Source organism: Cytobacillus sp. BC1816 (genome assembly GCF_051353635.1).
Taxonomy (GTDB): Bacteria; Bacillota; Bacilli; order Bacillales; family Cytobacillaceae; genus Cytobacillus; species Cytobacillus oceanisediminis_C.
The window spans coordinates 3327322-3347280 of record NZ_CP195611.1; the positions used below are offsets into that span (position 1 = coordinate 3327322).

Genomic DNA, 19959 nt, shown 5'->3' on the forward strand with positions numbered 1-19959 from the left:
ATAGTCATAATCAGAGGTGTCAAAATTCTCTTCCCCTTCTTTATTAGGGGCACACTCTTCACAAGGTTCTTCCTGCTGGCCATGTTCACATTGTCCCATTAAAAGTTCCACCTGAACGCATCCCCTTTCCTATCTGTTACTTCAATTATAATGAAAGCGTTTACAGCTGTCTTGTACAATTTGTTGGAAAATCGTTAGAAAGTGCCTATCCAATGGCACATTTTAACGTCAAAAACAGACATTCCTGTCGCATTTTAGCTTTTGCCGCCCCTAATCCCGTGCAACCCTTATTCCTGATTGGATCGCCCCTTCAATCCATCCCGGGGCTGTGGACGTGTGTTCCCCGGCGAAATGGACTCTTCCCTCCGGAACAGGAATAAATGGGAATAACTCGGTTTCCTGGTTCGGTTTGAACATGGTGAAGGCTCCCCAAAAAACGGATACTGTGATCAGCTATGGGAGGCGCCTGTTAAGAAATACTCGTAAACCTGATTGCCATGAACGACAGCTAAATTGTCGAGGGCATTCCGAATCCGATCGCCTTCCTTCAGGTTATCCCAGGATAAAGTATCATCTTTCCATGTATAGCTTGCCATAATGATGCCGTTACCTGCAGTTCCAATCAGATGGCTCGGATAGGCAGCGAATCGAATGGGCAGATCTGTCATCAGTTTCCCACCCTGAAAACCTTCGCGTTCCCAAAACCGCTGTTTAAACTGCAGCCCCATTTTCGTGGAGGAAACATAATGCAGTTCCCTGATAGCCTTCCACTTATTAGGGGAAAATGTTTGCCGGTGAACGATTTCAACGAAGGACAAGGTATAGTTAAGATGTCAAGATCACCACTGACCGTCAAAGGTCTTTGACTCAATGTATGTCTGGCATGGATTGTAACCTGCTGATGATCCTGTTCTATTTTTGTCATTTGAGAACCGAAATAAAGGTCTTCTTTTAACTGGGTCAAAAAAGGGCTCCCACATCCAGATATATACCGTCCATGAACGGCTCTCTCAATGTAAATATTCTGCCGCCAACCCTTTGTGTGCCTCTAAAACCGTCACATCATGCTCTGCTGCCTTCAGCAGGGCAGCGGCAACTAGACCTGACATACCGGCTCCGACAACGATTATTCAATTCTGGACTTTGGAAATACCGAGACCTTTTCTGATGATGGATAGCATTTCTTCTGCTTTTAACTGTGGATCCCGATAAAAGACCATTCCTACTCTCCTCCTGGGGATCTGCCAAAAAGTTATTACTTCATCATACTGCCGGACAACTGCAGATTATGATTCTTTTTACTTAACTTTTATTTTCACAGCTTGCATGAATCCAATTGCGGTCAATACCAGTTAGTTTACTGGTTGCAAAAAAGGCACCAAATCATTACGATTTGATGCCTCACCTTTTAAATATGATTTTGCTTTAGAATGCTGCGGTCCACCCGCCATCAGCCACAATCACGGATCCATTAACAAAGCTGGAATCATCAGATGCCAGGAATAATGCGACCTGTGCAATTTCCTCCGGCTTTCCGACCCTTGGCATAACGCCCTGAACAGCCTTTGTTCGGCCGAATCCAAATTCATTCATGTTTTTCATTGAAGAAGCGATATTTGTTTCCACACCGCCTGGTGCAATGGCGTTACAGCGGATGCCGCTGTTTGCGTACATATAGGCAGTGTTTTTCGTAAGCCCTATTACTGCATGCTTTGAAGCCCCATAAGCAGCTCCCGCATGGGCACCATTCAATCCGCCTGTAGAAGCAGTATTGATGATTACCCCTTTCCCCTTATCTAAAAAGAGCGGGATGGCTTTTCGCATGGCGCGCATGACGCCTATCGTATTGATATCAAATATTAAATCCCATCGTTCATCCTGAATATCACCAACAGGTTCAAATCCGTCCATAATTCCTGCGTTATTCACCAGGATATCCAGCGTTCCAAATTCATGTACTGCTGCATCTATCATTCTTTCAATATCTGCTTGTTTTGAAACATTAACCTGAACAGCTTTGGCTTTTCCGCCATTCTCAGTAATTTCCTTTGCCGCAGCTACTGCCCCTTCCAGGTTCAAGTCAGCTGCAATGACACTTGCACCTTCCCTTGCGTACAACTCCGCAATCGCTTTTCCCATCCCTGATGCTGCACCTGTTACAATCGCTACTTTATCCTGAAGCTTCATATAGACTTCCTCCGTTCGGCTGAATGTATTTAATGAACACTTGTTGATTATCTATTACATCTTTATAATATGGTAATAAAGACGCCCATTCAATCAGCAAATTAACGACAATCTGTCTACTAATGAACACATTCATTGTATTTTGATTATTTTTTCATTCTATTTCAACAATGGAGGCCATTTATGTCCAATAAGCAAAATCTACCTATTGACCGAAGAATAACAAAATCCAAACAAGCCTTAATGGATGCCCTATTATCCTTAATGCAGACGAAAGCATTCAAAAAAATAACCGTAACAGATATCGTGAAGACAGCCAATCTTAACAGGGGAACCTTTTATAAGCATTATGAATACAAGGAAGATATCCTTGATGAAATTGTCGATGATGTTATAGCAGATCTAATCTCCTCCTACCGCGAACCATATAAGAACACAGAAACCTTTGAGTTAATGACCCTTACCTCTTCTGCCATTAAAATCTTTGAACATGTCAGTCATAAAAAAGAATTCTATTCCCTAATGGTAAAATCCAATGCATTATCAGGATTGCAAAGCAAATTGTGCGATGTACTGAAAGAGGTAACGTTAAAAGACCTGAAAGGTGTACAGCCTAACCCAAAAATCAATCGTGAATTACAGACAAGCTTCTATGTTCATGCCATACTGGGAATGATTACGGAATGGATAAATCATGAATTTAAATATGATTCAAATTATATGTCGGAACAGCTGCTCGAAATCTTACAGAGCAGACAAGGAGATGTGGTGTTCAAATTAACCTGAATGAAACAAATATCACCTATTTACATTGAATCATCTTAAACGCGTTAATTACCATAAAAAAAACAAACACATTTTTTCATCCCACCCCCAAAATTATATAATGACAACCTAAATTTTTAGTTGATGGTCATTTTTTGTCGAAATCATGATCCGCTGGATGTTTGGAGTAAATTGGATTTACACTCCTAAGCTATTAATTATTATACATAATTCGACATTACTTCTTAGGGGGAATGAATGTGGATCGTTTTTTCAGGTGGATTGTCAGATCCTTGTTTGCACCTGTCTCCGGAAATGCGGGAGCAATTGCAAGCACTCTAGGTTTTTTTCTGGCATTTTTACCTTTGGATAGTTTTAGAATTCCATTATTGTTTATTTGTTCACTGCTGCTGCGTCTTAATATTATTGCCTTATTCCTGGGCACTCTGATTACTGTGTTTATACCATACATACACGAGCTGCCTTACATGGATTTTGGCCCATTTGAAGATTACTGGCTAATTTCATCCCTTAAAAGCAAAATATTAACTTCGGAATCAATTGCATCAGGAATCTTCGGAGGTTTAGTTGGACTAGTCTGCTATTTTTTCTTCCACTGGTTTTATAACCTTGGGCTGAAAAAAAATGAGGGGAAACAGGAATATATATTTCTTGACCCTGCTAAAAGCCGGTGGTCCCTCATTAAACGAATGAGTGCGGGCTTCACTCTATTAATTGTTATTATATTTACATTTTTTATAGAGAGCATGAATACAACTCCCAAGTTTCCTGAGCTGCATCTGGATCAAAGCCCATCAAGTACAGATATAGATCCGATTAACAATGCCTTTAGTGAAGAAGCTTTGGCATCTCAGATTCAAAAGATAAATTCTGAAGCAGATAAATCAGAAAAGCTAAACATGTCACAAACTACACAAAAACAAGAGGTGTATGGATTCTATGTCAATTGGGACAAGAATAGCAAAACATCCTTCAATAAAAATAAAGAGTCCATAACCACTCTAGTCCCTGAGTGGATGCATGTTACACCAGATCTATATCTCAAGTCTTCAATTGACTGGTCCATTGTAAAAGAAGCAAAGAAACATGAAATCAAAATTCTGCCATTAGTGAATAATTTTATAGACAACAAATGGGATTCAGATGTTCTCCACCGGTTATTCACGGCTCCAGGTGCTGAAGACCGCTTTATTGAAGAGATGCTTTTTTATGTGAAAATAAATGAATTTGAAGGTATTAATATTGACTTTGAAGCAATTAAACCAGCTGACAAGGATCATTTTACTCAGTTCATGAGCAAGGTTTATAAAGCCTTCCACACGGAAGGTTTAATGGTGACATTGGATGTTCCGCCGAATGATGAAAGCTACGATTATGCTTCTTTAGCAAAATACGCTGACCGTGTGATTGTCATGCTCTATGACCAGCATTATTCCAGGAGCACACCAGGTCCTGTCGCTCAAACCAATTGGGTAAAGGAGAACTTGAATCAAGCTGATATTCCCTCCGGAAAATTGGTTGCAGGCTTAGGAACATACGGTTACGACTGGGAAGAAGATTCTGGTAAGCCCGCAGCTGACTTGACTTTTGGAGATATTATGAAGCTGGGGAGCGAGGCTAACCTCAATATCAATTGGAGTAAGGAAGCTGGAAACCCGTACTTACGGTACAGACAAAATGGAAAAAATCATACTGTCTGGTTTTTGGATGCTGCTACATTTTATAACCAGATGAACCTTGCAATAAATCACGGCTCTACCGGAATAGCCATATGGCGTCTCGGTTCCGAAGATCCCTCTATCTGGAGATTTCTTAACAATCCTAAGGAAAACATTAATCCATCTCCAGTGCTAAGTACTATTGAAAGTCCTTTCTCAGCACTTCATACAGGGAACGGAGAGGTTTTGAAAATCGCTTCACAAACTGAAAAAGGAAAAAGGACGATAGAAATGGATTCCAATGGAATGATAAAAAAGGAATCCTATGTCAAATATCCAAAGCCTTTTGAAGTAATCCGCCATGGTAATTCCAGCAAAAAAGAAATCGTCCTTACTTTTGATGACGGTCCGGATCCAGCCTACACACCAAAAATATTGGACATATTGAAGAGGTATAAGGTAAAAGGCACCTTTTTTATCGTTGGAGAAAATGCAATGATGCATCCTCAGCTGGTTAAGAGGATTTATGATGAAGGGCACGAAATCGGAAATCATACCTTTACACACCCTGATATTACATCCATCACACCATCTCGTTTACGAATGGAGTTGAATGCAACACAACGCTTAATTCAAGGCATAACCGGCCATTCTACGACTCTTTTTCGCCCTCCATATATAGCAGATACGGAACTGAGCACAAGAAAGGAGCAGCTTCCTATAATGGAAGCTCAAAAGCTGGGCTATACCATGGTCGGCCAATCCATTGACTCAGGTGATTGGCAAGGATCTTCAGCAGATGAACTTGTAGATCGGACATTGGATCAGCTGTCCGAAGGTAACGTCATTTTGCTTCATGATGCTGGCGGAGACCGCTCCAAAACAGTGGAAGCTCTTCCGGTTATTATTGAAACACTTAAAGGTCGGGGCTACACATTTACGACGACTGCTGGTTTAATTGGGAAAAGCGATACTGAAATCATGCCTTTTGCTGATCAGGAAAACCCTTATTCTGTTTATGATAAAGCGGTATTTAAGGTCATTAAAAGCTGGAACACTGGAATTAGCATTTTGTTTTACTCAGCCATTCTTTTAGGTATTTTTCGTATTATTTTTCTTGTTTTCCTGTCCAGGAAACAGGTCAAAAGGTATAAAGAGACCCAGATTGACCCTGGCTTTACTCCTTATGTCAGTGTAGTAATTGCAGCTTATAATGAAGAAAAAGTAATTTGCAAAACTTTAGATTCTATTTTATCCAGTGACTATCCGGATTTTGAGATACTGATAATCGATGATGGCTCAAAAGATCATACTGCCCGTGCAGTTGAAGAAGCATTTGCAGATAACCCCCGCGTCAGGTTAATTAAAAAACCCAATGGCGGAAAATCTTCGGCTGTAAACCTTGGATTTAAGGAAGCTAAGGGGGAAATTGTAATTGCTTTAGATGCCGATACTCTCATTGCTGAAAATGCCATCTCTTTGCTTGTGAGCCATTTTAAAGATGATCAAGTCGCTGCTGTTTCCGGTAATGTAAAGGTTGGCAATAAGGGAAATCTCCTGACGAACTGGCAGCATATTGAATATGTGACAGGCTTTAACCTGGAAAGAAGAGCCTTTGCAGCTCTCAATTGCATTACCGTTGTGCCAGGTGCCATCGGTGCATGGAAAAAGTCTGCGGTTGAAGAAGCTGGTTACTTTAGAGAGGATACACTTGCAGAGGATACGGATATCACGCTTGCACTATTGCGAAACGGTAAGAAAATTGAGTTTGAAGAAAAGGCTTATGCTTATACAGAAGTGCCAGAAGATATTAAAAGCCTGGCAAAGCAGCGATACCGATGGGTATATGGCACTCTCCAATGCCTTTGGAAACATCGCTCGGCATTATTTAACAAAAAACACCATTCATTAGGGTATGTAGCCTTGCCTAACATGTGGCTTTTTCAATATGTTTATCAAACCATTTCACCTATTGCAGATATCTTGTTCATCTTTGCCCTTTTCAGCCCAAAGCCTGAAAAAGCAGCCATAGGCTTTGTCCTTTTCTACTTGATGGATTTCTTTGCCTCCCTATATGCTTTCAGGCTGGAGAAAGAAAGCCCTAAACCACTGATCTCATTGTTCCTGCAGCGAATATTATATAAACAGCTGATGACTTATGTGGTAGTAAAATCGATTTTCTCCGCTATAAAAGGAGTAACCGTCGGCTGGAATAAACTAAAACGAAAAGGCAATGTAACACAGGATAATTCCATTATGAATATTAAATGAATCTAAGGGCCTTTCCCATTGGGGAGAGGCCCTTTTGCTGTATAATCTAATACCTTTAAAGGAAAAAGGACCACCGTCTCCTGATGATCCTTCCTGATAGATTTAATGATTTTTCCCATTGTTTTCTTTGTCTTCTTTACCTTTGGTAACCTGATTACTCTCAGCTTTTTCTTTTGCGGCTTGGGAAATCTGCTGGCCATGGCTGAGTGTTTTTGCAGCAGGACTTGTTGGGCTGCTTCCTCCCATACCAGAGACAGGTGTGTTTGGATCTTTTGTGCTGGTCGCAGGTTTCGATGATTCATTTGCTGCCTTGTTTCCAGCAGGTGCAGAGGCAGGCTCCGGTGCGGAGGGTTTTTCGTTTGAGACAGATACAGCTTTCGAAACTGAATTTACAGCAGGTTTCCGATTGGGAATTTCGGTATTCGTTTGAACAGCAACAATCATCTTATTGCTTTTCTTTTCTTTTTTTTGTGATTCTTCAACTGGAGCTTCTTCAGTTACCGGTTTTTGTTTCTTATTCTCTTTCACAGCCAGTATTTTTGCTTCCGCCTTTTTGTCAATTTGTCTGTTCACTTCAGATTTTTGTTGAATACCTGATAAAACAGAAGAATGTTCCTCAGAAAAAAGTTTGGTAGCTTTCAGCATGCCATTGGCAGCAGAAAACGTTATAGACCCTGCTAATACCATGGCAAGGGCCCCTTTAGCTGGTGATTTCATATTTTTCCCCTCGAGACTTGTGATTGTATATATTCAAAGAATACGAAGGAGAATCTTTATATTATGGGGGTATACTTATATTTTAATTAAACCGAGATTTGGCATTTTTCTTCATCCCCCTATTCATCTGTCTTCCTGAATGCCAGGATTTGTGTCTTTAAGGAAGAATATAATCCTGCTGCCGCATTTCCATAAAAAAAGCCCATGAACATTCCCGCCCACAGATTATTCCTGTGAGCAAAGAAAACCGATATGATTAATCCAAGCAGATTAGCCAGCCCTGGAATATATGGTTTTCGAATTTTAAACAGCACTTTGCCTAATTGAGTCAGCAGAACCACTAAGGGCACTGCTATTATCGCATCCCAGAAGTTAGTATGAATAATTGGAAATGCCTCCATATTAGCACCTCTGTAATTTTTTTAGTTACTTGTCCATATTTTGCTCCATTATGGTTTTTTCATTATTTAAAGAATAAATTTCTCGCAGCCAACTGTTTATAAACAAATAAAGGCTGCCCTCAGGCAGCCAATTAAGCTTGCTATAGTATTTCTCCGTTTGACTCGATCACATCCTTATACCAATGAAAAGATTTCTTCTTTTTCCGTTTCAATGTTCCGCTGCCATCATCATGCTTGTCCACATAAATATAGCCATAGCGTTTTGAAAACTCACCTGTTGACATGCTGACCATATCGATGCAGCCCCAGCTTGTATATCCCATTAGCCCGACGCCATCTTCTAAAGCTTCACCCATTGCTTTAATATGCCCTCGAAGATAGTCAATCCGATAGTCGTCATGGATGCTGCCATCCTCTTCTTCCTTGTCATAGGCCCCTAGTCCGTTTTCTACCACAAAAAGCGGTTTCTGATAGCGATCATATAACTTGTTCAAGCTGATCCGCAAACCTTCAGGGTCGATTTCCCACCCCCAGTCACTTGTTTCCAAGAAGGGATTCCTAACCCCGCCAATGATGTTCCCTTCCGATGAGTCTGCATCTGACTTAACCTTCTTTTCGGTGCGGGACATATAATAGCTGAAGCCAATATAATCTACAGTACCGTCCTTTAACAAATCCAGGTCACCTTCCTGTATGTCCAGGCTGATATTATGTTCCTTAAAGTACCTATTCATAAAAGCCGGATATTCACCGCGAACCTGTACATCACCACAAAAGTAATTGAAAAGCTGCTCTTCCTGCATAGCATACATGACATTTTCCGGGTTGCTGTCATAAGAATACACAGGAGCAAATAGAATCATGCAGCCTATTTTTGACTCAGGAATGAGCTCATGGCATGCCTTTACTGCGATTGCGCTTGCGACCAATTGATGGTGATAGGCCTGGAATGTTGGCTGGTATTTATCTTCTTCACTTTGATAGGAAAAGCCGAGCCCATTAATCGGCATGACCAATCCGCTATTGATTTCATTAAAAGTCATCCAGAACTTTACTTTATTTTTGTACCGGCTCAAAATCGCTTTAGCATACCGCTCAAAAAAACTGACGACTTTGCGGTTTCTCCACCCTCCATACTCTTTTACTAAATGAAGAGGCATTTCATAATGGGAAATCGTTACAACCGGTTCAATTCCATATTTCTGCAATTCATCAAAAACACGATCATAAAAAGAAAGTCCGTCCTCATTCGGCTCCGTCTCATCACCATTCGGAAAAATGCGGGTCCAGGCTATCGACATTCGGAACGCCTTGAAGCCCATTTCGGCAAATAAGGCAATATCTTCTTCATATCGATGATAGAAATCGATCGCTTCGTGATTTGGATAATAAAATTGATCCTCATGAATTTCGAAGTCAAACCCGGGCTTCATTAAGATATTGTACCGTTCTTTTCCTCCGGGAAGGACATCCGCAATATTCAAGCCTTTATTTCCTTCCTTATATCCGCCTTCAATTTGGTTCGCTGCAGTGGCGCCACCCCACAAAAAACCTTTAGGAAAATCGTATTTTTTCATTTCATTACCTCCAATACCTGCTATTTTTTAATATTTGTTTAAATGGAGTTTTTATGTTACCCGTAAAGGGATATAGAAGAAGCTTAAATCGAGTCAAAGGATGTGTAAATAATTTGAGTAAATTAAGTTTTGTATTACGGCATTTTGATACTTGTTACATAAAAGTAACGTATTGTTTCTCCTTATGATAGAATGAGCCTAACTATTTTTTCCCCGGAGGAATATTGAATCATGTTTTCAAACGACATCATCGCATCTTTCAATGATTTAGAAACATCCATATATCACTACATCTGTCAAAACAAAGAAAAGATTCCTTATATGCGGATTCGTGAACTTGCAGATGAAACCCATGTTTCGACTGCCACCATCTTGCGGTTCTGCAGGAAACTGAATTGTGAGGGTTTCACTGAATTTAAGATAAAGTTTAAATTATATTTGCAGGAAAATAAAAAGACCTCTATAAAAGGTTCCAAACAATCCATTATCGAGTTTTTCGAGCGAACGCTAAGGGGTGATTTAGAAGAAAAAATCAGAGAGGCAGCAGAACTTATAAATACGGCAGATAACGTTATATTTATAGGGATCGGAAGCTCAGGCATACTTGCTGAGTACGGAGCCAGATATTTCTCTAGTCTTGGCAAGTTTTCACTGTATATCAAGGATCCCCATTTCCCGATTCATTCAAGCATCCGCAGCAGCAGTGTCACAATTGCCTTATCTGTCTCAGGGGAAACTCCTTTTACAGTCACCCATCTCAACCAGCTGAAGCAGGAAGGCAGTAAAATCATCAGCATCACAAACAGCCGGCTTTCAACAATTGCGAAAGTTTCTGATTTAAACATCGCCTATTATGTAACAGAGGAAACGTTTGAGCAGTCCAATATTACAACTCAAGTTCCAGTTGTGTACATTCTGGAAGCTGTCGCGAGGGAAATACACAAGCTGAACCCTTGAATTAAAGGATTCTTCCCGCGTATGAAGAATAGGTAAAAATATAACAATGAAAGCGGTGAGTATATGAAATCAATTGCTTCCCCTATAGCAAGCAAAGTCAACAATGTATTCATTCATGTCAGCGACCTGAAAAAATCAGCGGAATGGTACAGCAGCCTGCTTGGATTGCCTTTTCATAAGGATACTGTAGAATCCCCGGTGTACAACCTTCCTGTCACCACTGAAACCGGTCTTACACTGGATGATCATACCTTTGATCCAACCTTTACCTTAAATCCTTCCGGTCACGTTTTATTTAATTTCTTCGTCCAGGATATTGATGAGGCATACACTTTTGTTAAAGATCTAGGAATCACAATTGTAAAGGAAATAGAGCGTATTGGAGACTTTGCCTATTTCAACTTTCAGGACTTGGATGGAAATATATTGATGATCTGCAATTGTTAATGATTAAATCTGTGGCAGCTTGGCCATGGATTTTTTTATTTACAGTATTCTCCGCTGGACATCCCCCTGCACCTGGCGTATACTAGCCATATTTATGTAAAAGATTAACAGCTTCGCAGAAAGAAAGGTGTTTAACATGATTCACAATCCTACTGGAAAAGAGAGGCTTGCGCTGGCTTTTCTCCTTAGCATGCTTGGAATATTGGGGCCATTCAATATTGATATGTATTTGCCAGGCTTTCCAGATATCGCTGAGGACTTCAGTGCCAGAGCTTCACTTGTTCAGATGAGTTTAACAGCCTGTTTGATTGGCCTTGCGGCTGGGCAGGTTATTGTGGGGCCGCTCAGTGATTCCCATGGAAGAAGAAAACCTCTTCTAATCGGGATCTCTCTTTTTGCATTATCTTCCCTTTTATGCGCCATTTCACCTAATATTACAGCCTTTATTGCAGCCCGCTTTCTGCAGGGATTAACCGCATCTGCAGGTATCGTCCTTTCACGGGCAGTTGTCCGTGATGTGTTCAGCGGAAAAGAGCTCACGAAATTTTTTGCCCTGCTTATGGTCATTAATGCAACAGCTCCGATGATAGCACCGATGACAGGCGGTGCCCTGCTTCTGCTTCCTTTTGCCAGCTGGGAAACCATATTTTATTTTCTAAGCTTTTTGGGATTATTTATTACCATCGTTATCTATTTCCGATTAAAAGAAACCCTTCCTCAAGAAAAAAGGGTCCCAAGCTCTATCGGTATTTCCATTAAAAGCATGGCGGGCCTTTTCAGAGACCGATCATTCATTGGGTATGCCCTTATCGTAGGATTCATACATGGCGGAAGCTTTGCTTATGTTTCGGGGACACCTTTTGTCTATCAGGGGATTTATGGGGTTTCGCCTCAGGTGTTCAGCATCCTGTTTGGCATTAATGGATTGGCCATCATTACGGGAAGTTTCCTAATTGGCCGCCTGGCAGGTATCATTCCGGAAAGAAGCCTGCTCCGGACAGCCGTCTGCATTGCCGTCAGTGCCACTTCTTTACTTTTAATCATGACCATTATTAAAGGGCCGCTGTTCATGCTTGTCATACCGATTTTTATTTATATGACTTCTATGGGGATGATCATCACCAGCTCATTTACATTGGCCATGAAAAATCAGGGTCGCCGTGCAGGCAGTGCCAGCGCCGTTATCGGAATGCTTCCTTTAGTACTGGGTTCAGCTGTTTCCCCTTTAGTGAGCATTGATGAAACCACTGCGGTACCAATGGGAGCCATCTTGTTTGTAACATCATTCATCGGCTTTATTTTCTTCTTCACATTAACAAAAGAAAAAACAAAAAGAAGCAGACAGAACCTGAAACTGCATGCGGAGGGGTAATCCCCTCCGGCTTCCCTGCCCACCTGGCCGCTTTATTCTTTTACTTCCTCTATAATCGAATGACCCTCGGTCCCTTCATCATCCTGCCATTGCCAATTTTCATAAAGCCTTATTCGGCCGTCTTGCAATATTTCCGGTTTTGAGTGACACTTTCCACCCCGGATTTCATTTTTGTTATTTACATGGTTATATCTAAATTCTAAACTGCCATCTTCATTTACAATTCCAATAAGTGTCCCCTGAATAATCTCTCCCCCGCCATAAGCAGCAGATATAATGTTCCCCTCCTGTTTATACTGGAAAAAAGTTTTTGAAGATACTTCTCCATTATCTGTATTTTGCACGGAAACAAAGGTACGGCCATTGTAGTTCATTATAATATCCTCCCAGCGGATCTGGTTTTTTACTCTAGACCCTAATATGTATTCCAAAGCTTCAGTCTTTCTACAAATCCCCTTTTAAAATTGAGTACATATACAAATCATCAAACTTTCCATTTGTATATTCATAATGTCTCAGCAAACCTTCTCTCGTGAAGCCCTGTCTCTCAACCAGCTTTTGGGATGAGAGGTTTTTAGGTTCAATCAGGGCTTCTATCCTTTCAAGTTCAAGCTGTTCAAATCCAAATTTTAAAACTCTCTCAAGAGCTTCATTGGCTATCCCTTTTCCCCAATGCTCTCTGCTTAATTCATAACCGACTTCACTTCGGAAATGTCTGGGGTTCCTGTTTAGGAAACCGCAGCTCCCTATGACCTTCCCGGAATCCTTTAGGGTGATGCCCCAGCGTATTCCTGTGCGATTTTTATAAATGGATTTATACCATTCTATTTCATCCAGCACCTCTTCGACAGATTCACAGGCCGAGATTCCCATATGCTTTACAACCAGGTGATCTGACAGGTATACAAACATATCTTTTGCATCTTCTTCAGTTGCTTCTCTTAAAATTAATCTTTCTGTTTCAAGGAACGGAAATACTGTTTCCAATGGATTGCCTCCTCTGCATTATATCTTCCTTCAACTATACCAAAATGCTGTAAAAAAATCCTATCAAATATGGAAATTACTTCAAACCCCGCTTTATCCATGTTAGACTCTATTATTAGTAAAACTTAAATAAAAAGGAGAATTTATGTGAAACGTTATGCTTTATGGCTGCTGTTTGCCGCATTGATTCTTTCAGCATGCAGCAATGACAAAGAGAAAGCGGCAGCTGATTCATCAGGTAAAGAAGAACAAAAACAAGAAGACAAGAAAGAAAAAAAGCAGGAAAGCATTTTAGCAGAGTCTGAGAATATTCATTTAGAGGTTTCAGAAGAAAGCCTGCTGAAATTGACCCCTGGAGCATTAATGGACGGGCTCACATACGAAAAGGACATTGAGGCCATTGAATTCAATGTGCCTGAAACCGATCCTGAACTTATAAGCAAGATGACCCCTAAACTGGAAGAACTGACGAATGAAACGAAAGATACAGACTCAATTAAAAAAGGGCTTCTTTCCCTGCTGGCGAGCCCAAATTATAAAGAAATCATTGAAAAGTCCAATGCTTACACACCAGATTTTGAGGAGCCTTACCTTCAGGACCCCACTAAATCAGAGCCTGGGGAAGAAAAAAAGGCATCAGAACAGGCCATTATTCTTCTTGATGCCAGCTCAAGCATGCTGCTCCAGGCAGGCGGCAAAATAAAAATGGATATTGCTAAGAGTGCCGTTAAAAGTTTCGCCCAGACAATTGGCCAAAGCAGCGAAGTTTCCCTTGTTGTATATGGCCATAAAGGCTCTGAAGCAGACGCTGATAAAGAAATTTCCTGTTCAGGAGTAGAGGAAGTCTATCCTATAGGCAAATATTCAAAAAAAGAGTTTCACGAAGCCGTTGATTCATTTGAAAGCAAGGGATGGACACCGCTTGCCGGTGCCATTCAAAAAGCGGCAGAAATGAGCAGCGGTTATGATGGGTCAACAACAATCTACATTGTCAGTGACGGTGCCGAAACATGTGATGGCGACCCCGTCTCGGCCAGTAAAAACCTTGTGAAAAACAACAGAAGCAATACTGTGAATATCATTGGGTTTGATGTAGATGGGAAAGCCGAGAACCAATTAAAGGCAGTAGCCGAAGCCGGCAATGGGGAATATTTAAAAGCGGATAACCCGGATGAATTGAAAAGCACGATCCAATACGAGTGGCTTCCTTCTGCCGGCGACCTGGCCTGGGCATTTACTCTGTCGCCAAGCCCATGGGAAATGATGGATGAGTATAAACTGGGAGAAGTTTATCCCCGCCAATTATTTACGATCGGCAGGCGTGAAGCACATCGGATCCTTGATGCTGTTACGATCATGGGAGACAACGGCTGGATCACTGCTGAGCAGCGATCAGAACTTCGTGATTGGGGCTATGAACGAAGCGAGCAAATGAAGGACCTCTATTCAGAACTCTATGAAAAAAATCGAAATACAGCTGATGAACAACGTGATGAAATCAAACAGAGAGTCGACGAATGGGTTGAAAAAATGAAGGCTCTAAAGAAAGATCGCGGTGACATTTGGTAAAAGAACTTATGAAGTGAAAATTGCTCAGGGCGAAATGCTCTGAGTATTTTTTAATTTAATAAAAATATAAAACTTTAAATATTGCAAAATTTGTCCAATTATGTGATAAAATGTAATGGTAAAAATTAACTTATACCGGGAGGTCAGTGCTTTGTTCAGTGCAGGTGTTTTAGGAATTGGTGTAAATATTCCAGAAAATATTATAACGAATGAGATGATTGCCAAACGTTTCGATATTACACATGAAGAAATATGCAGAAAAACAGGCATACTGGAAAGACGCTACGAATCTCCAGACTCATCACTTACAGATATGTGCGAAATTGCCGGAAAACGTGCGATAGAAGATGCAGGGGTGAACCCGAAGGATATTGACATGGTCATTATTGGAACAAACACACATGACACCCACATTACGGCTGCGCTGGTTCAGGACAGAATCGGCGCTGCGCAATGCGCAGGGCTGGACCTTCATTCAGGCTGTTCCAGCTTTATCACAGCCCTGGCAACCGGGGCCCAATTTGTTCAGACAGGAATGTATAAAAACGTATTAGTCATCGCTGTCGACAAATGCTCATCCCTCTTGAATCCGATGGATAAAAAGACGGCGCTGCTGTTCTCGGATGGAGCTGCCGCTGTTGTCTTAGGTCAGGTGGATAAAGGCAAAGGTATTCTCGGCATCCATATGCAAATGGATGGAAGCGGGGGGAAATATCTTCATCTAGATGAAAACAAGCACATCAAGATGGATGGAAGAGCCGTTTTTGAATTTGCAGTAGACAGATTTCCCAAAGCGGTTCATAAAGTTTTGGAGCTCTCTGGCCTGAGCTTGCAGGAAGTGGATTTCATCATCCCTCACCAATCCAACTTGCGGATTATTGAAGCAGGTACAGCACGGCTCGGCTTTCCTATGGAAAAAGTTCATACCAAAACCATACAATATTACGGAAACTCTTCTGCACCTACGATAGCTATTGGGCTTCATGAAGAAGTGAAGGAAGGCAAAATAAAAGACGGGGATGTGGTTGTATTGGCTGGCTATGGTGCAGGTCTCGGCTGGGGAGCCATTGTCATGCGCTGGGGTCAAACATCGAAACTACTAATTTAAGGCCGCCTAAATGGGGCTTTTTTTATTATGTTACAAGCACAATAAAGGGGATGAATTAATCCTCATTGGAAGCATAACTGTGCATTAAAGTAAAATGCCTGTTCAGCTCGCTTTCATTAATAGAAATCCTGATCTCTAAGTCTTTTGTACGCAAAACATACTCTTTAATGCCAATAAATTCAGATTCAGCAATCAGGTAAAAGTGTGTTCCCTTCTTTAATCCTTTAAAATGATTCTTTAATTTATATTTTTTCATGATCTTATCTTGGTGCTCCTATAGCTTATCAGATTAAATGAATCTCTAGAATGTTATTATACACCTTTGAATTTTAATTTTCCTGGTAAGCATTTTTCAATAAATTTAAAAGACGTTTAATAAACGTTTTAAAACAATGTACTATTAAATTTTTCCGGCTTCTTCACATACCCCTCAATGATAAAACCGCAGCTGGTGCAAATAACATACTCAATATCAGAACCGAGGCTCATCTTATTGACAGGGAACATGGCTCCATAACCCGAATGCTTCCCTTTCCCCAATTCACTCGATCCGCACTTAGGACATTTTTCCACTTTCATTATAAATCCCCCATTCTGCTACTTATACTAAGTAGATACGAGCAGAAGCCGCAAAAGGTTTCATGAAAGCAAAAAACTGCGGCCATATTGTTGTGGCCGCCTTCGTTTGTCTATTCTGCTGCTGAAAGCTGTTCTTTGGATTTGAGCACCTGGATATAAACTCCTGTCAGTGTTTGAGTCAGCAGAAAGATAGGAAAAGAGTGAGCGATCCGATACCCTTTCTGCAGCGTAATGATTCCCGCAGCAGTTAACACCCATTGAAAGAAAACACCTAATAACGCCCATACCAAAACATATATAATGAATGTTTTTTTGCCGATTTTCATTTTTTCATAAAAATAAAAAAAGAAATATCCGAATGGGGCGAATAATAAATAATAAAGAACATCTGTCACTTCATAATTATTTAAATCGTTTATCTTATAAAAATCTGTCCTCCCTCCGCCTATTGTGAAATCATAAAGAATACCAATGGACATTCCCCATAGCAGGCTCAGGATTCTGATTTGCTTGGGCAGCTTATCCGGCCTTCTTAAAAGTAAAAAATACACAAGATAGGCAGCAGCAGCAGTTATTAAAAGAAAGAGTTCATTGCCGCCGAAATCCTCCCATAATTTCATGCTTCTTTCACCCCTCTAGTTTTAAGCTGTCCAAAATACTTCAGCAGGGATTGAACCACTAAATGCAGGAGGAATAAATATATTATTTCATAACCGATATTCCACTTTCTATAATCCACAATGTCAAAATAACGGGCAATCACCACTGCCAAAACAAGGAACAACACTGACAGGATGGTTTTTAAAAACTTTGAACCAAAGGAAGGCGCTGTCCTGAATAAATTTAGTGTGATAGCAACTGTGAGCGGAAGAGTAATACTTCTATGTATTAAGAACGCGGAATTATCTAAGATCTGCTGGGAAATTTTCGCCATATTCAACTCTTCATACACAATCCATGTAAAATTGACATTGATGACTAACGCCACCAAATAGACGAAGGTATTTTCAATAAATGTCAGCTTTTTATTCATTGATGTAAACAGCATTAGCACCAGCCAGGCTAGAAAAATTATAAGTACAAATCCCATGTAAATTCAGCCCCATACTTTTTTGTTAGTATTGGCTTGGACAAGTACAAATATTCCTTCGTTGGCTCTTGAGTGTTGGTCTGTATTCTATAGTTCGGAGCATCGGGTTCAGACTGGTTGTTTCAGAATACATACTCTATATCGGAAGCTGTCAGGTTCGGACTCACTCTCTTCTAACTCTGTCTCTCCTGTCCGAAGGCGAGGCTAGTTCGGACTCTCTACCTCGGATTTCTCCTCTTCCAGCCGAAATGCACACAGGCTACGGACTGTTTCCATAGATTTTCTCCAGTCAGAATTGGCATCACTCGATTAGTGCCTTCGTAGCACAGATTCATAACAAAAAAAGAACGGCTGGGAGAACAGCCGCATTAACCTTCTTTCTGCTATACGGTTTGCCGTTCGATCAGCTTCACCGATATCTCCTCATGTGTGTGCTTTTTACCATCAATGGCTTGGAGAAGCAGCTGCCTTCCCATTTGAACCAGCGGAATTTCAAGTGTGGTAATGTGCATGATTTTGGCTATTGGCTGGTTATCAAATCCCATGATTGCCAGGTCATCCGGAATATGGATGCCTTTTTCCCTGCAGGAAGTTACAATTCCGGCAGCAGCGAAATCACTTGTTACCAGCAAAGCAGATGGGGGATTATCCAAGCTTGCCAAACGCCGTACCACTTCTTCGCCATGCTCAAAATGCAGACATTCATAGAAGATATATTCTTCCTTATATGGTTCGTCAATTCTTTTTAAAAAGTCAGCATAAGCCTTTCCGCGCTGCCTGCTGTTGGCACCAGTCTTTCTTCCGATACAATACCCGATTTTCTGATGCCCTTTGTTATGCAGATACTCTAAAGCATTAGAGAAACTCATGTAATGGTCGATAAAAGTAGATGATACATTACGATTCCTTGCATCTTCACAGAGAACAATGGAGCCATACTCAGTAAACTGATTGATGACATCCCATTCGCAGATTCTGGAACAAATGATTAAAGAGTCGATTTGTTTATGCTGCAGCATCTTTAGCGCTTCAATCTCCCTGTCTTCCTGGTAATTTGTTTGAAAAAGAACTAACTTATAGTTGTTTTTCATGGCCTCATTTGCAATCCCTTCTACCAGCAGGCCGAAATAAGGGTGATTGGTAAAAGGAACCACGACCCCTATAAGCAGTGTTTCTCCTTTGCTTAAATGGACAGCATTAATATTTCGCTGATAATTGAATTCCTCCATCACCCGCAAAACAGCTTCCCTTTTATCCTCACTCACATAAGGATGATTATTCAGCACTCTGGATACGGTCGTAACTGAAACTCCTGCCTTTTTAGCGATGTCTTTTATATTTGCCATAAAACCACCTAATTATTTTTTCACTTTTTTCTTGCTCTGAAATGCGTTTCATAATTTAAGCTTTTTTTAACAACTCAAGGAGGTATCCTAAATGTACATTCTATCTGGAATATTATATCTGGTTCTATTATGCAGTTCGATTCTTGCCTTGTCATCTATCCCTATTTCTCTCTATCCGAAAAAGAAGGCTGCAAACAAAGACATTTATGTAAAAGATTATTACCGCCTTCTCTTTGATGTATATGGCGATGAAACATCACATAAGTAGCTGGCAGGTGCTTTCCGTTTTCCTGCTGTACATATTTCTTTTAAAAATAACAGCCTCCCTTTTGATGAAATTTCCGTGTATAGTAACATATATCCAAAACCGAAAGGAAGGCATGGCATGTTTTTAAAAATAACAAAAGAGCAGCAGCAAAAGATGATCGAGGATATCCAGATTTTTTTCTCTGAAGAAAGGGATGAGGAAATATCTGAGTTCGGTGCAGAAAGGGTGCTGGATTTTGTTAAAGAATCATTGGCCCCGCATTTTTACAATGCAGCGATTTCAGATGTAAAGCATGTAGTGGAGCAGCAATATGCTTCTATGGAGGATGAAATCCTGACTCTCGAGCGTCCTATAAAGTAATTCTTCAATTTATAGCCGTCTAACGGGCATAAGACTCCCTCATCTGGACTCTAAGGTTTCGAATGAGGATGTACGGGAGTCCAAATGCCCATACAAGTCCGATTGGTCCAGCTAACAATCAATCTTAATTTTAGGATTTCTTCAACCTATTTCTTATCATTTAATACATCATTCACAAACATGGCAGAGTTGCCGCTCGAATCAAAAAAGATCGTCCACAGCAAAATAAACGGAAAAGCAGCAACCCACACTGCAAATTTGAACATTTTCTTCATTATA

Annotated in this window: 24 protein-coding genes; 9 read left to right on the forward strand and 15 right to left on the reverse strand. The window is 40.7% G+C overall.

What is annotated here, in order from left to right:
• Positions 1-270: 270 nt before the first annotated feature.
• From ACR42H_RS16835 to ACR42H_RS16850, 4 genes are all read right to left on the reverse strand, one after another.
• Positions 271-417 carry an FAD-dependent oxidoreductase gene (locus tag ACR42H_RS16835; RefSeq protein WP_436372052.1) on the reverse strand — a complete coding sequence of 49 codons (147 nt, stop codon included), beginning with the start codon at positions 415-417 and terminating at the stop codon, positions 271-273.
• Positions 418-449: 32 nt separating this feature from the next.
• Positions 450-818: an FAD-dependent oxidoreductase gene (locus ACR42H_RS16840; protein WP_436372054.1), complete on the reverse strand. Its 369-nt coding sequence runs from the start codon at positions 816-818 to the stop codon at positions 450-452.
• Between the two features lie 192 nt (positions 819-1010).
• Positions 1011-1109 carry an NAD(P)-binding protein gene (locus tag ACR42H_RS16845; protein ID WP_243856112.1) on the reverse strand — a complete coding sequence of 33 codons (99 nt, stop codon included), beginning with the start codon at positions 1107-1109 and terminating at the stop codon, positions 1011-1013.
• A 316-nt stretch (positions 1110-1425) separates the two neighbouring features.
• Complete coding sequence (locus tag ACR42H_RS16850; protein WP_436372056.1) at positions 1426-2187, reverse strand: SDR family oxidoreductase; 762 nt, start codon at positions 2185-2187, stop codon at positions 1426-1428.
• Between the two features lie 183 nt (positions 2188-2370).
• Between ACR42H_RS16850 and ACR42H_RS16855 the strand changes: the two genes are divergently transcribed.
• On the forward strand, positions 2371-2973 hold the full coding sequence (locus ACR42H_RS16855) for a TetR/AcrR family transcriptional regulator (RefSeq protein WP_436372058.1): 603 nt from the start codon (positions 2371-2373) through the stop codon (positions 2971-2973).
• 239 nt (positions 2974-3212) lie between these two features.
• Positions 3213-6902: a polysaccharide deacetylase family protein gene (locus ACR42H_RS16860; protein ID WP_436372060.1), complete on the forward strand. Its 3690-nt coding sequence runs from the start codon at positions 3213-3215 to the stop codon at positions 6900-6902.
• Positions 6903-7004: 102 nt separating this feature from the next.
• Here the strand turns inward: ACR42H_RS16860 and ACR42H_RS16865 are convergent, their stop codons facing one another.
• From ACR42H_RS16865 to ACR42H_RS16875, 3 genes are all read right to left on the reverse strand, one after another.
• Entirely contained in the window at positions 7005-7619 is a 615-nt protein-coding gene (locus tag ACR42H_RS16865; protein ID WP_436372062.1) for a hypothetical protein, read from the reverse strand.
• A gap of 119 nt (positions 7620-7738) precedes the next feature.
• Positions 7739-8020 carry a hypothetical protein gene (locus ACR42H_RS16870; protein ID WP_113881493.1) on the reverse strand — a complete coding sequence of 94 codons (282 nt, stop codon included), beginning with the start codon at positions 8018-8020 and terminating at the stop codon, positions 7739-7741.
• 140 nt (positions 8021-8160) lie between these two features.
• Positions 8161-9597, reverse strand: coding sequence for a glycoside hydrolase family 1 protein (locus ACR42H_RS16875; RefSeq protein WP_436372065.1), 1437 nt, complete (start codon positions 9595-9597; stop codon positions 8161-8163).
• A gap of 231 nt (positions 9598-9828) precedes the next feature.
• Here ACR42H_RS16875 and ACR42H_RS16880 point away from each other — a divergent pair, with 231 nt between their 5' ends.
• From ACR42H_RS16880 to ACR42H_RS16890, 3 genes are all read left to right on the forward strand, one after another.
• A complete protein-coding gene (locus ACR42H_RS16880) occupies positions 9829-10554 on the forward strand; it encodes a MurR/RpiR family transcriptional regulator (RefSeq protein ID WP_113881491.1) in 726 nt (241 codons plus the stop codon).
• Positions 10555-10617: 63 nt separating this feature from the next.
• Complete coding sequence (locus ACR42H_RS16885) at positions 10618-11001, forward strand: VOC family protein (RefSeq protein ID WP_113881490.1); 384 nt, start codon at positions 10618-10620, stop codon at positions 10999-11001.
• Between the two features lie 136 nt (positions 11002-11137).
• Positions 11138-12373, forward strand: a complete 1236-nt coding sequence (locus ACR42H_RS16890) for a Bcr/CflA family efflux MFS transporter (protein WP_436372068.1) — start codon at positions 11138-11140, stop codon at positions 12371-12373.
• Between the two features lie 32 nt (positions 12374-12405).
• Here ACR42H_RS16890 and ACR42H_RS16895 read toward each other — a convergent pair whose 3' ends face one another.
• Entirely contained in the window at positions 12406-12747 is a 342-nt protein-coding gene (locus ACR42H_RS16895) for a n-acetylglutamate synthase (RefSeq protein WP_113881488.1), read from the reverse strand.
• A gap of 70 nt (positions 12748-12817) precedes the next feature.
• Positions 12818-13360 carry a GNAT family N-acetyltransferase gene (locus ACR42H_RS16900; protein WP_113881487.1) on the reverse strand — a complete coding sequence of 181 codons (543 nt, stop codon included), beginning with the start codon at positions 13358-13360 and terminating at the stop codon, positions 12818-12820.
• Between the two features lie 147 nt (positions 13361-13507).
• Here ACR42H_RS16900 and ACR42H_RS16905 point away from each other — a divergent pair, with 147 nt between their 5' ends.
• Positions 13508-14929 carry a vWA domain-containing protein gene (locus ACR42H_RS16905; protein ID WP_436372071.1) on the forward strand — a complete coding sequence of 474 codons (1422 nt, stop codon included), beginning with the start codon at positions 13508-13510 and terminating at the stop codon, positions 14927-14929.
• 115 nt (positions 14930-15044) lie between these two features.
• Positions 15045-16037, forward strand: a complete 993-nt coding sequence (locus ACR42H_RS16910) for a 3-oxoacyl-ACP synthase III family protein (protein ID WP_436372073.1) — start codon at positions 15045-15047, stop codon at positions 16035-16037.
• Positions 16038-16092: 55 nt separating this feature from the next.
• Here the strand turns inward: ACR42H_RS16910 and ACR42H_RS16915 are convergent, their stop codons facing one another.
• The 5 genes from ACR42H_RS16915 to ACR42H_RS16935 all read right to left on the reverse strand — a co-directional run bounded on the left by ACR42H_RS16915 (position 16093) and on the right by ACR42H_RS16935 (position 19052).
• On the reverse strand, positions 16093-16293 hold the full coding sequence (locus ACR42H_RS16915) for a hypothetical protein (protein ID WP_436372075.1): 201 nt from the start codon (positions 16291-16293) through the stop codon (positions 16093-16095).
• Between the two features lie 128 nt (positions 16294-16421).
• On the reverse strand, positions 16422-16616 hold the full coding sequence (locus tag ACR42H_RS16920) for a transcription initiation factor TFIIIB (RefSeq protein ID WP_113881483.1): 195 nt from the start codon (positions 16614-16616) through the stop codon (positions 16422-16424).
• A gap of 110 nt (positions 16617-16726) precedes the next feature.
• Entirely contained in the window at positions 16727-17236 is a 510-nt protein-coding gene (locus ACR42H_RS16925; protein WP_113881482.1) for a hypothetical protein, read from the reverse strand.
• Positions 17233-17706 carry a hypothetical protein gene (locus ACR42H_RS16930; RefSeq protein ID WP_113881481.1) on the reverse strand — a complete coding sequence of 158 codons (474 nt, stop codon included), beginning with the start codon at positions 17704-17706 and terminating at the stop codon, positions 17233-17235. The genes ACR42H_RS16925 and ACR42H_RS16930 overlap by 4 nt, the downstream gene beginning before the upstream one ends.
• A 383-nt stretch (positions 17707-18089) precedes the next feature.
• Positions 18090-19052, reverse strand: a complete 963-nt coding sequence (locus ACR42H_RS16935; protein WP_113881480.1) for a LacI family DNA-binding transcriptional regulator — start codon at positions 19050-19052, stop codon at positions 18090-18092.
• Positions 19053-19143: 91 nt separating this feature from the next.
• On the opposite strand from ACR42H_RS16935, the gene ACR42H_RS16940 reads away from it, so the two are divergent.
• Together ACR42H_RS16940 and ACR42H_RS16945 are read left to right on the forward strand one after the other, a co-directional pair.
• Positions 19144-19320: a hypothetical protein gene (locus ACR42H_RS16940; RefSeq protein WP_436372078.1), complete on the forward strand. Its 177-nt coding sequence runs from the start codon at positions 19144-19146 to the stop codon at positions 19318-19320.
• A 117-nt stretch (positions 19321-19437) separates the two neighbouring features.
• Entirely contained in the window at positions 19438-19680 is a 243-nt protein-coding gene (locus ACR42H_RS16945; RefSeq protein ID WP_019382696.1) for a DUF2164 domain-containing protein, read from the forward strand.
• A gap of 146 nt (positions 19681-19826) precedes the next feature.
• Here the strand turns inward: ACR42H_RS16945 and ACR42H_RS16950 are convergent, their stop codons facing one another.
• Complete coding sequence (locus tag ACR42H_RS16950; RefSeq protein ID WP_258549807.1) at positions 19827-19955, reverse strand: hypothetical protein; 129 nt, start codon at positions 19953-19955, stop codon at positions 19827-19829.
• Between the last annotated feature and the right edge of the window lie 4 nt (positions 19956-19959).

Bases quoted from the DNA above. Each gene is read 5' to 3' on its own strand.
- ACR42H_RS16835 (WP_436372052.1), bottom strand. From the start codon at position 417: ATGTTCAAACCGAACCAGGAAACCGAGTTATTCCCATTTATTCCTGTT.
- ACR42H_RS16845 (WP_243856112.1), bottom strand. From the start codon at position 1,109: ATGTCAGGTCTAGTTGCCGCTGCCCTGCTGAAGGCAGCAGAGCATGAT.
- ACR42H_RS16850 (WP_436372056.1), bottom strand. From the start codon at position 2,187: ATGAAGCTTCAGGATAAAGTAGCGATTGTAACAGGTGCAGCATCAGGG.
- ACR42H_RS16855 (WP_436372058.1), top strand. From the start codon at position 2,371: ATGTCCAATAAGCAAAATCTACCTATTGACCGAAGAATAACAAAATCC.
- ACR42H_RS16865 (WP_436372062.1), bottom strand. From the start codon at position 7,619: ATGAAATCACCAGCTAAAGGGGCCCTTGCCATGGTATTAGCAGGGTCT.
- ACR42H_RS16870 (WP_113881493.1), bottom strand. From the start codon at position 8,020: ATGGAGGCATTTCCAATTATTCATACTAACTTCTGGGATGCGATAATA.
- ACR42H_RS16875 (WP_436372065.1), bottom strand. From the start codon at position 9,597: ATGAAAAAATACGATTTTCCTAAAGGTTTTTTGTGGGGTGGCGCCACT.
- ACR42H_RS16880 (WP_113881491.1), top strand. From the start codon at position 9,829: ATGTTTTCAAACGACATCATCGCATCTTTCAATGATTTAGAAACATCC.
- ACR42H_RS16885 (WP_113881490.1), top strand. From the start codon at position 10,618: ATGAAATCAATTGCTTCCCCTATAGCAAGCAAAGTCAACAATGTATTC.
- ACR42H_RS16890 (WP_436372068.1), top strand. From the start codon at position 11,138: ATGATTCACAATCCTACTGGAAAAGAGAGGCTTGCGCTGGCTTTTCTC.
- ACR42H_RS16895 (WP_113881488.1), bottom strand. From the start codon at position 12,747: ATGAACTACAATGGCCGTACCTTTGTTTCCGTGCAAAATACAGATAAT.
- ACR42H_RS16910 (WP_436372073.1), top strand. From the start codon at position 15,045: ATGGTAAAAATTAACTTATACCGGGAGGTCAGTGCTTTGTTCAGTGCA.
- ACR42H_RS16915 (WP_436372075.1), bottom strand. From the start codon at position 16,293: ATGAAAAAATATAAATTAAAGAATCATTTTAAAGGATTAAAGAAGGGA.
- ACR42H_RS16920 (WP_113881483.1), bottom strand. From the start codon at position 16,616: ATGAAAGTGGAAAAATGTCCTAAGTGCGGATCGAGTGAATTGGGGAAA.
- ACR42H_RS16925 (WP_113881482.1), bottom strand. From the start codon at position 17,236: ATGAAATTATGGGAGGATTTCGGCGGCAATGAACTCTTTCTTTTAATA.
- ACR42H_RS16930 (WP_113881481.1), bottom strand. From the start codon at position 17,706: ATGGGATTTGTACTTATAATTTTTCTAGCCTGGCTGGTGCTAATGCTG.
- ACR42H_RS16935 (WP_113881480.1), bottom strand. From the start codon at position 19,052: ATGGCAAATATAAAAGACATCGCTAAAAAGGCAGGAGTTTCAGTTACG.
- ACR42H_RS16940 (WP_436372078.1), top strand. From the start codon at position 19,144: ATGTACATTCTATCTGGAATATTATATCTGGTTCTATTATGCAGTTCG.
- ACR42H_RS16945 (WP_019382696.1), top strand. From the start codon at position 19,438: ATGTTTTTAAAAATAACAAAAGAGCAGCAGCAAAAGATGATCGAGGAT.
- ACR42H_RS16950 (WP_258549807.1), bottom strand. From the start codon at position 19,955: ATGAAGAAAATGTTCAAATTTGCAGTGTGGGTTGCTGCTTTTCCGTTT.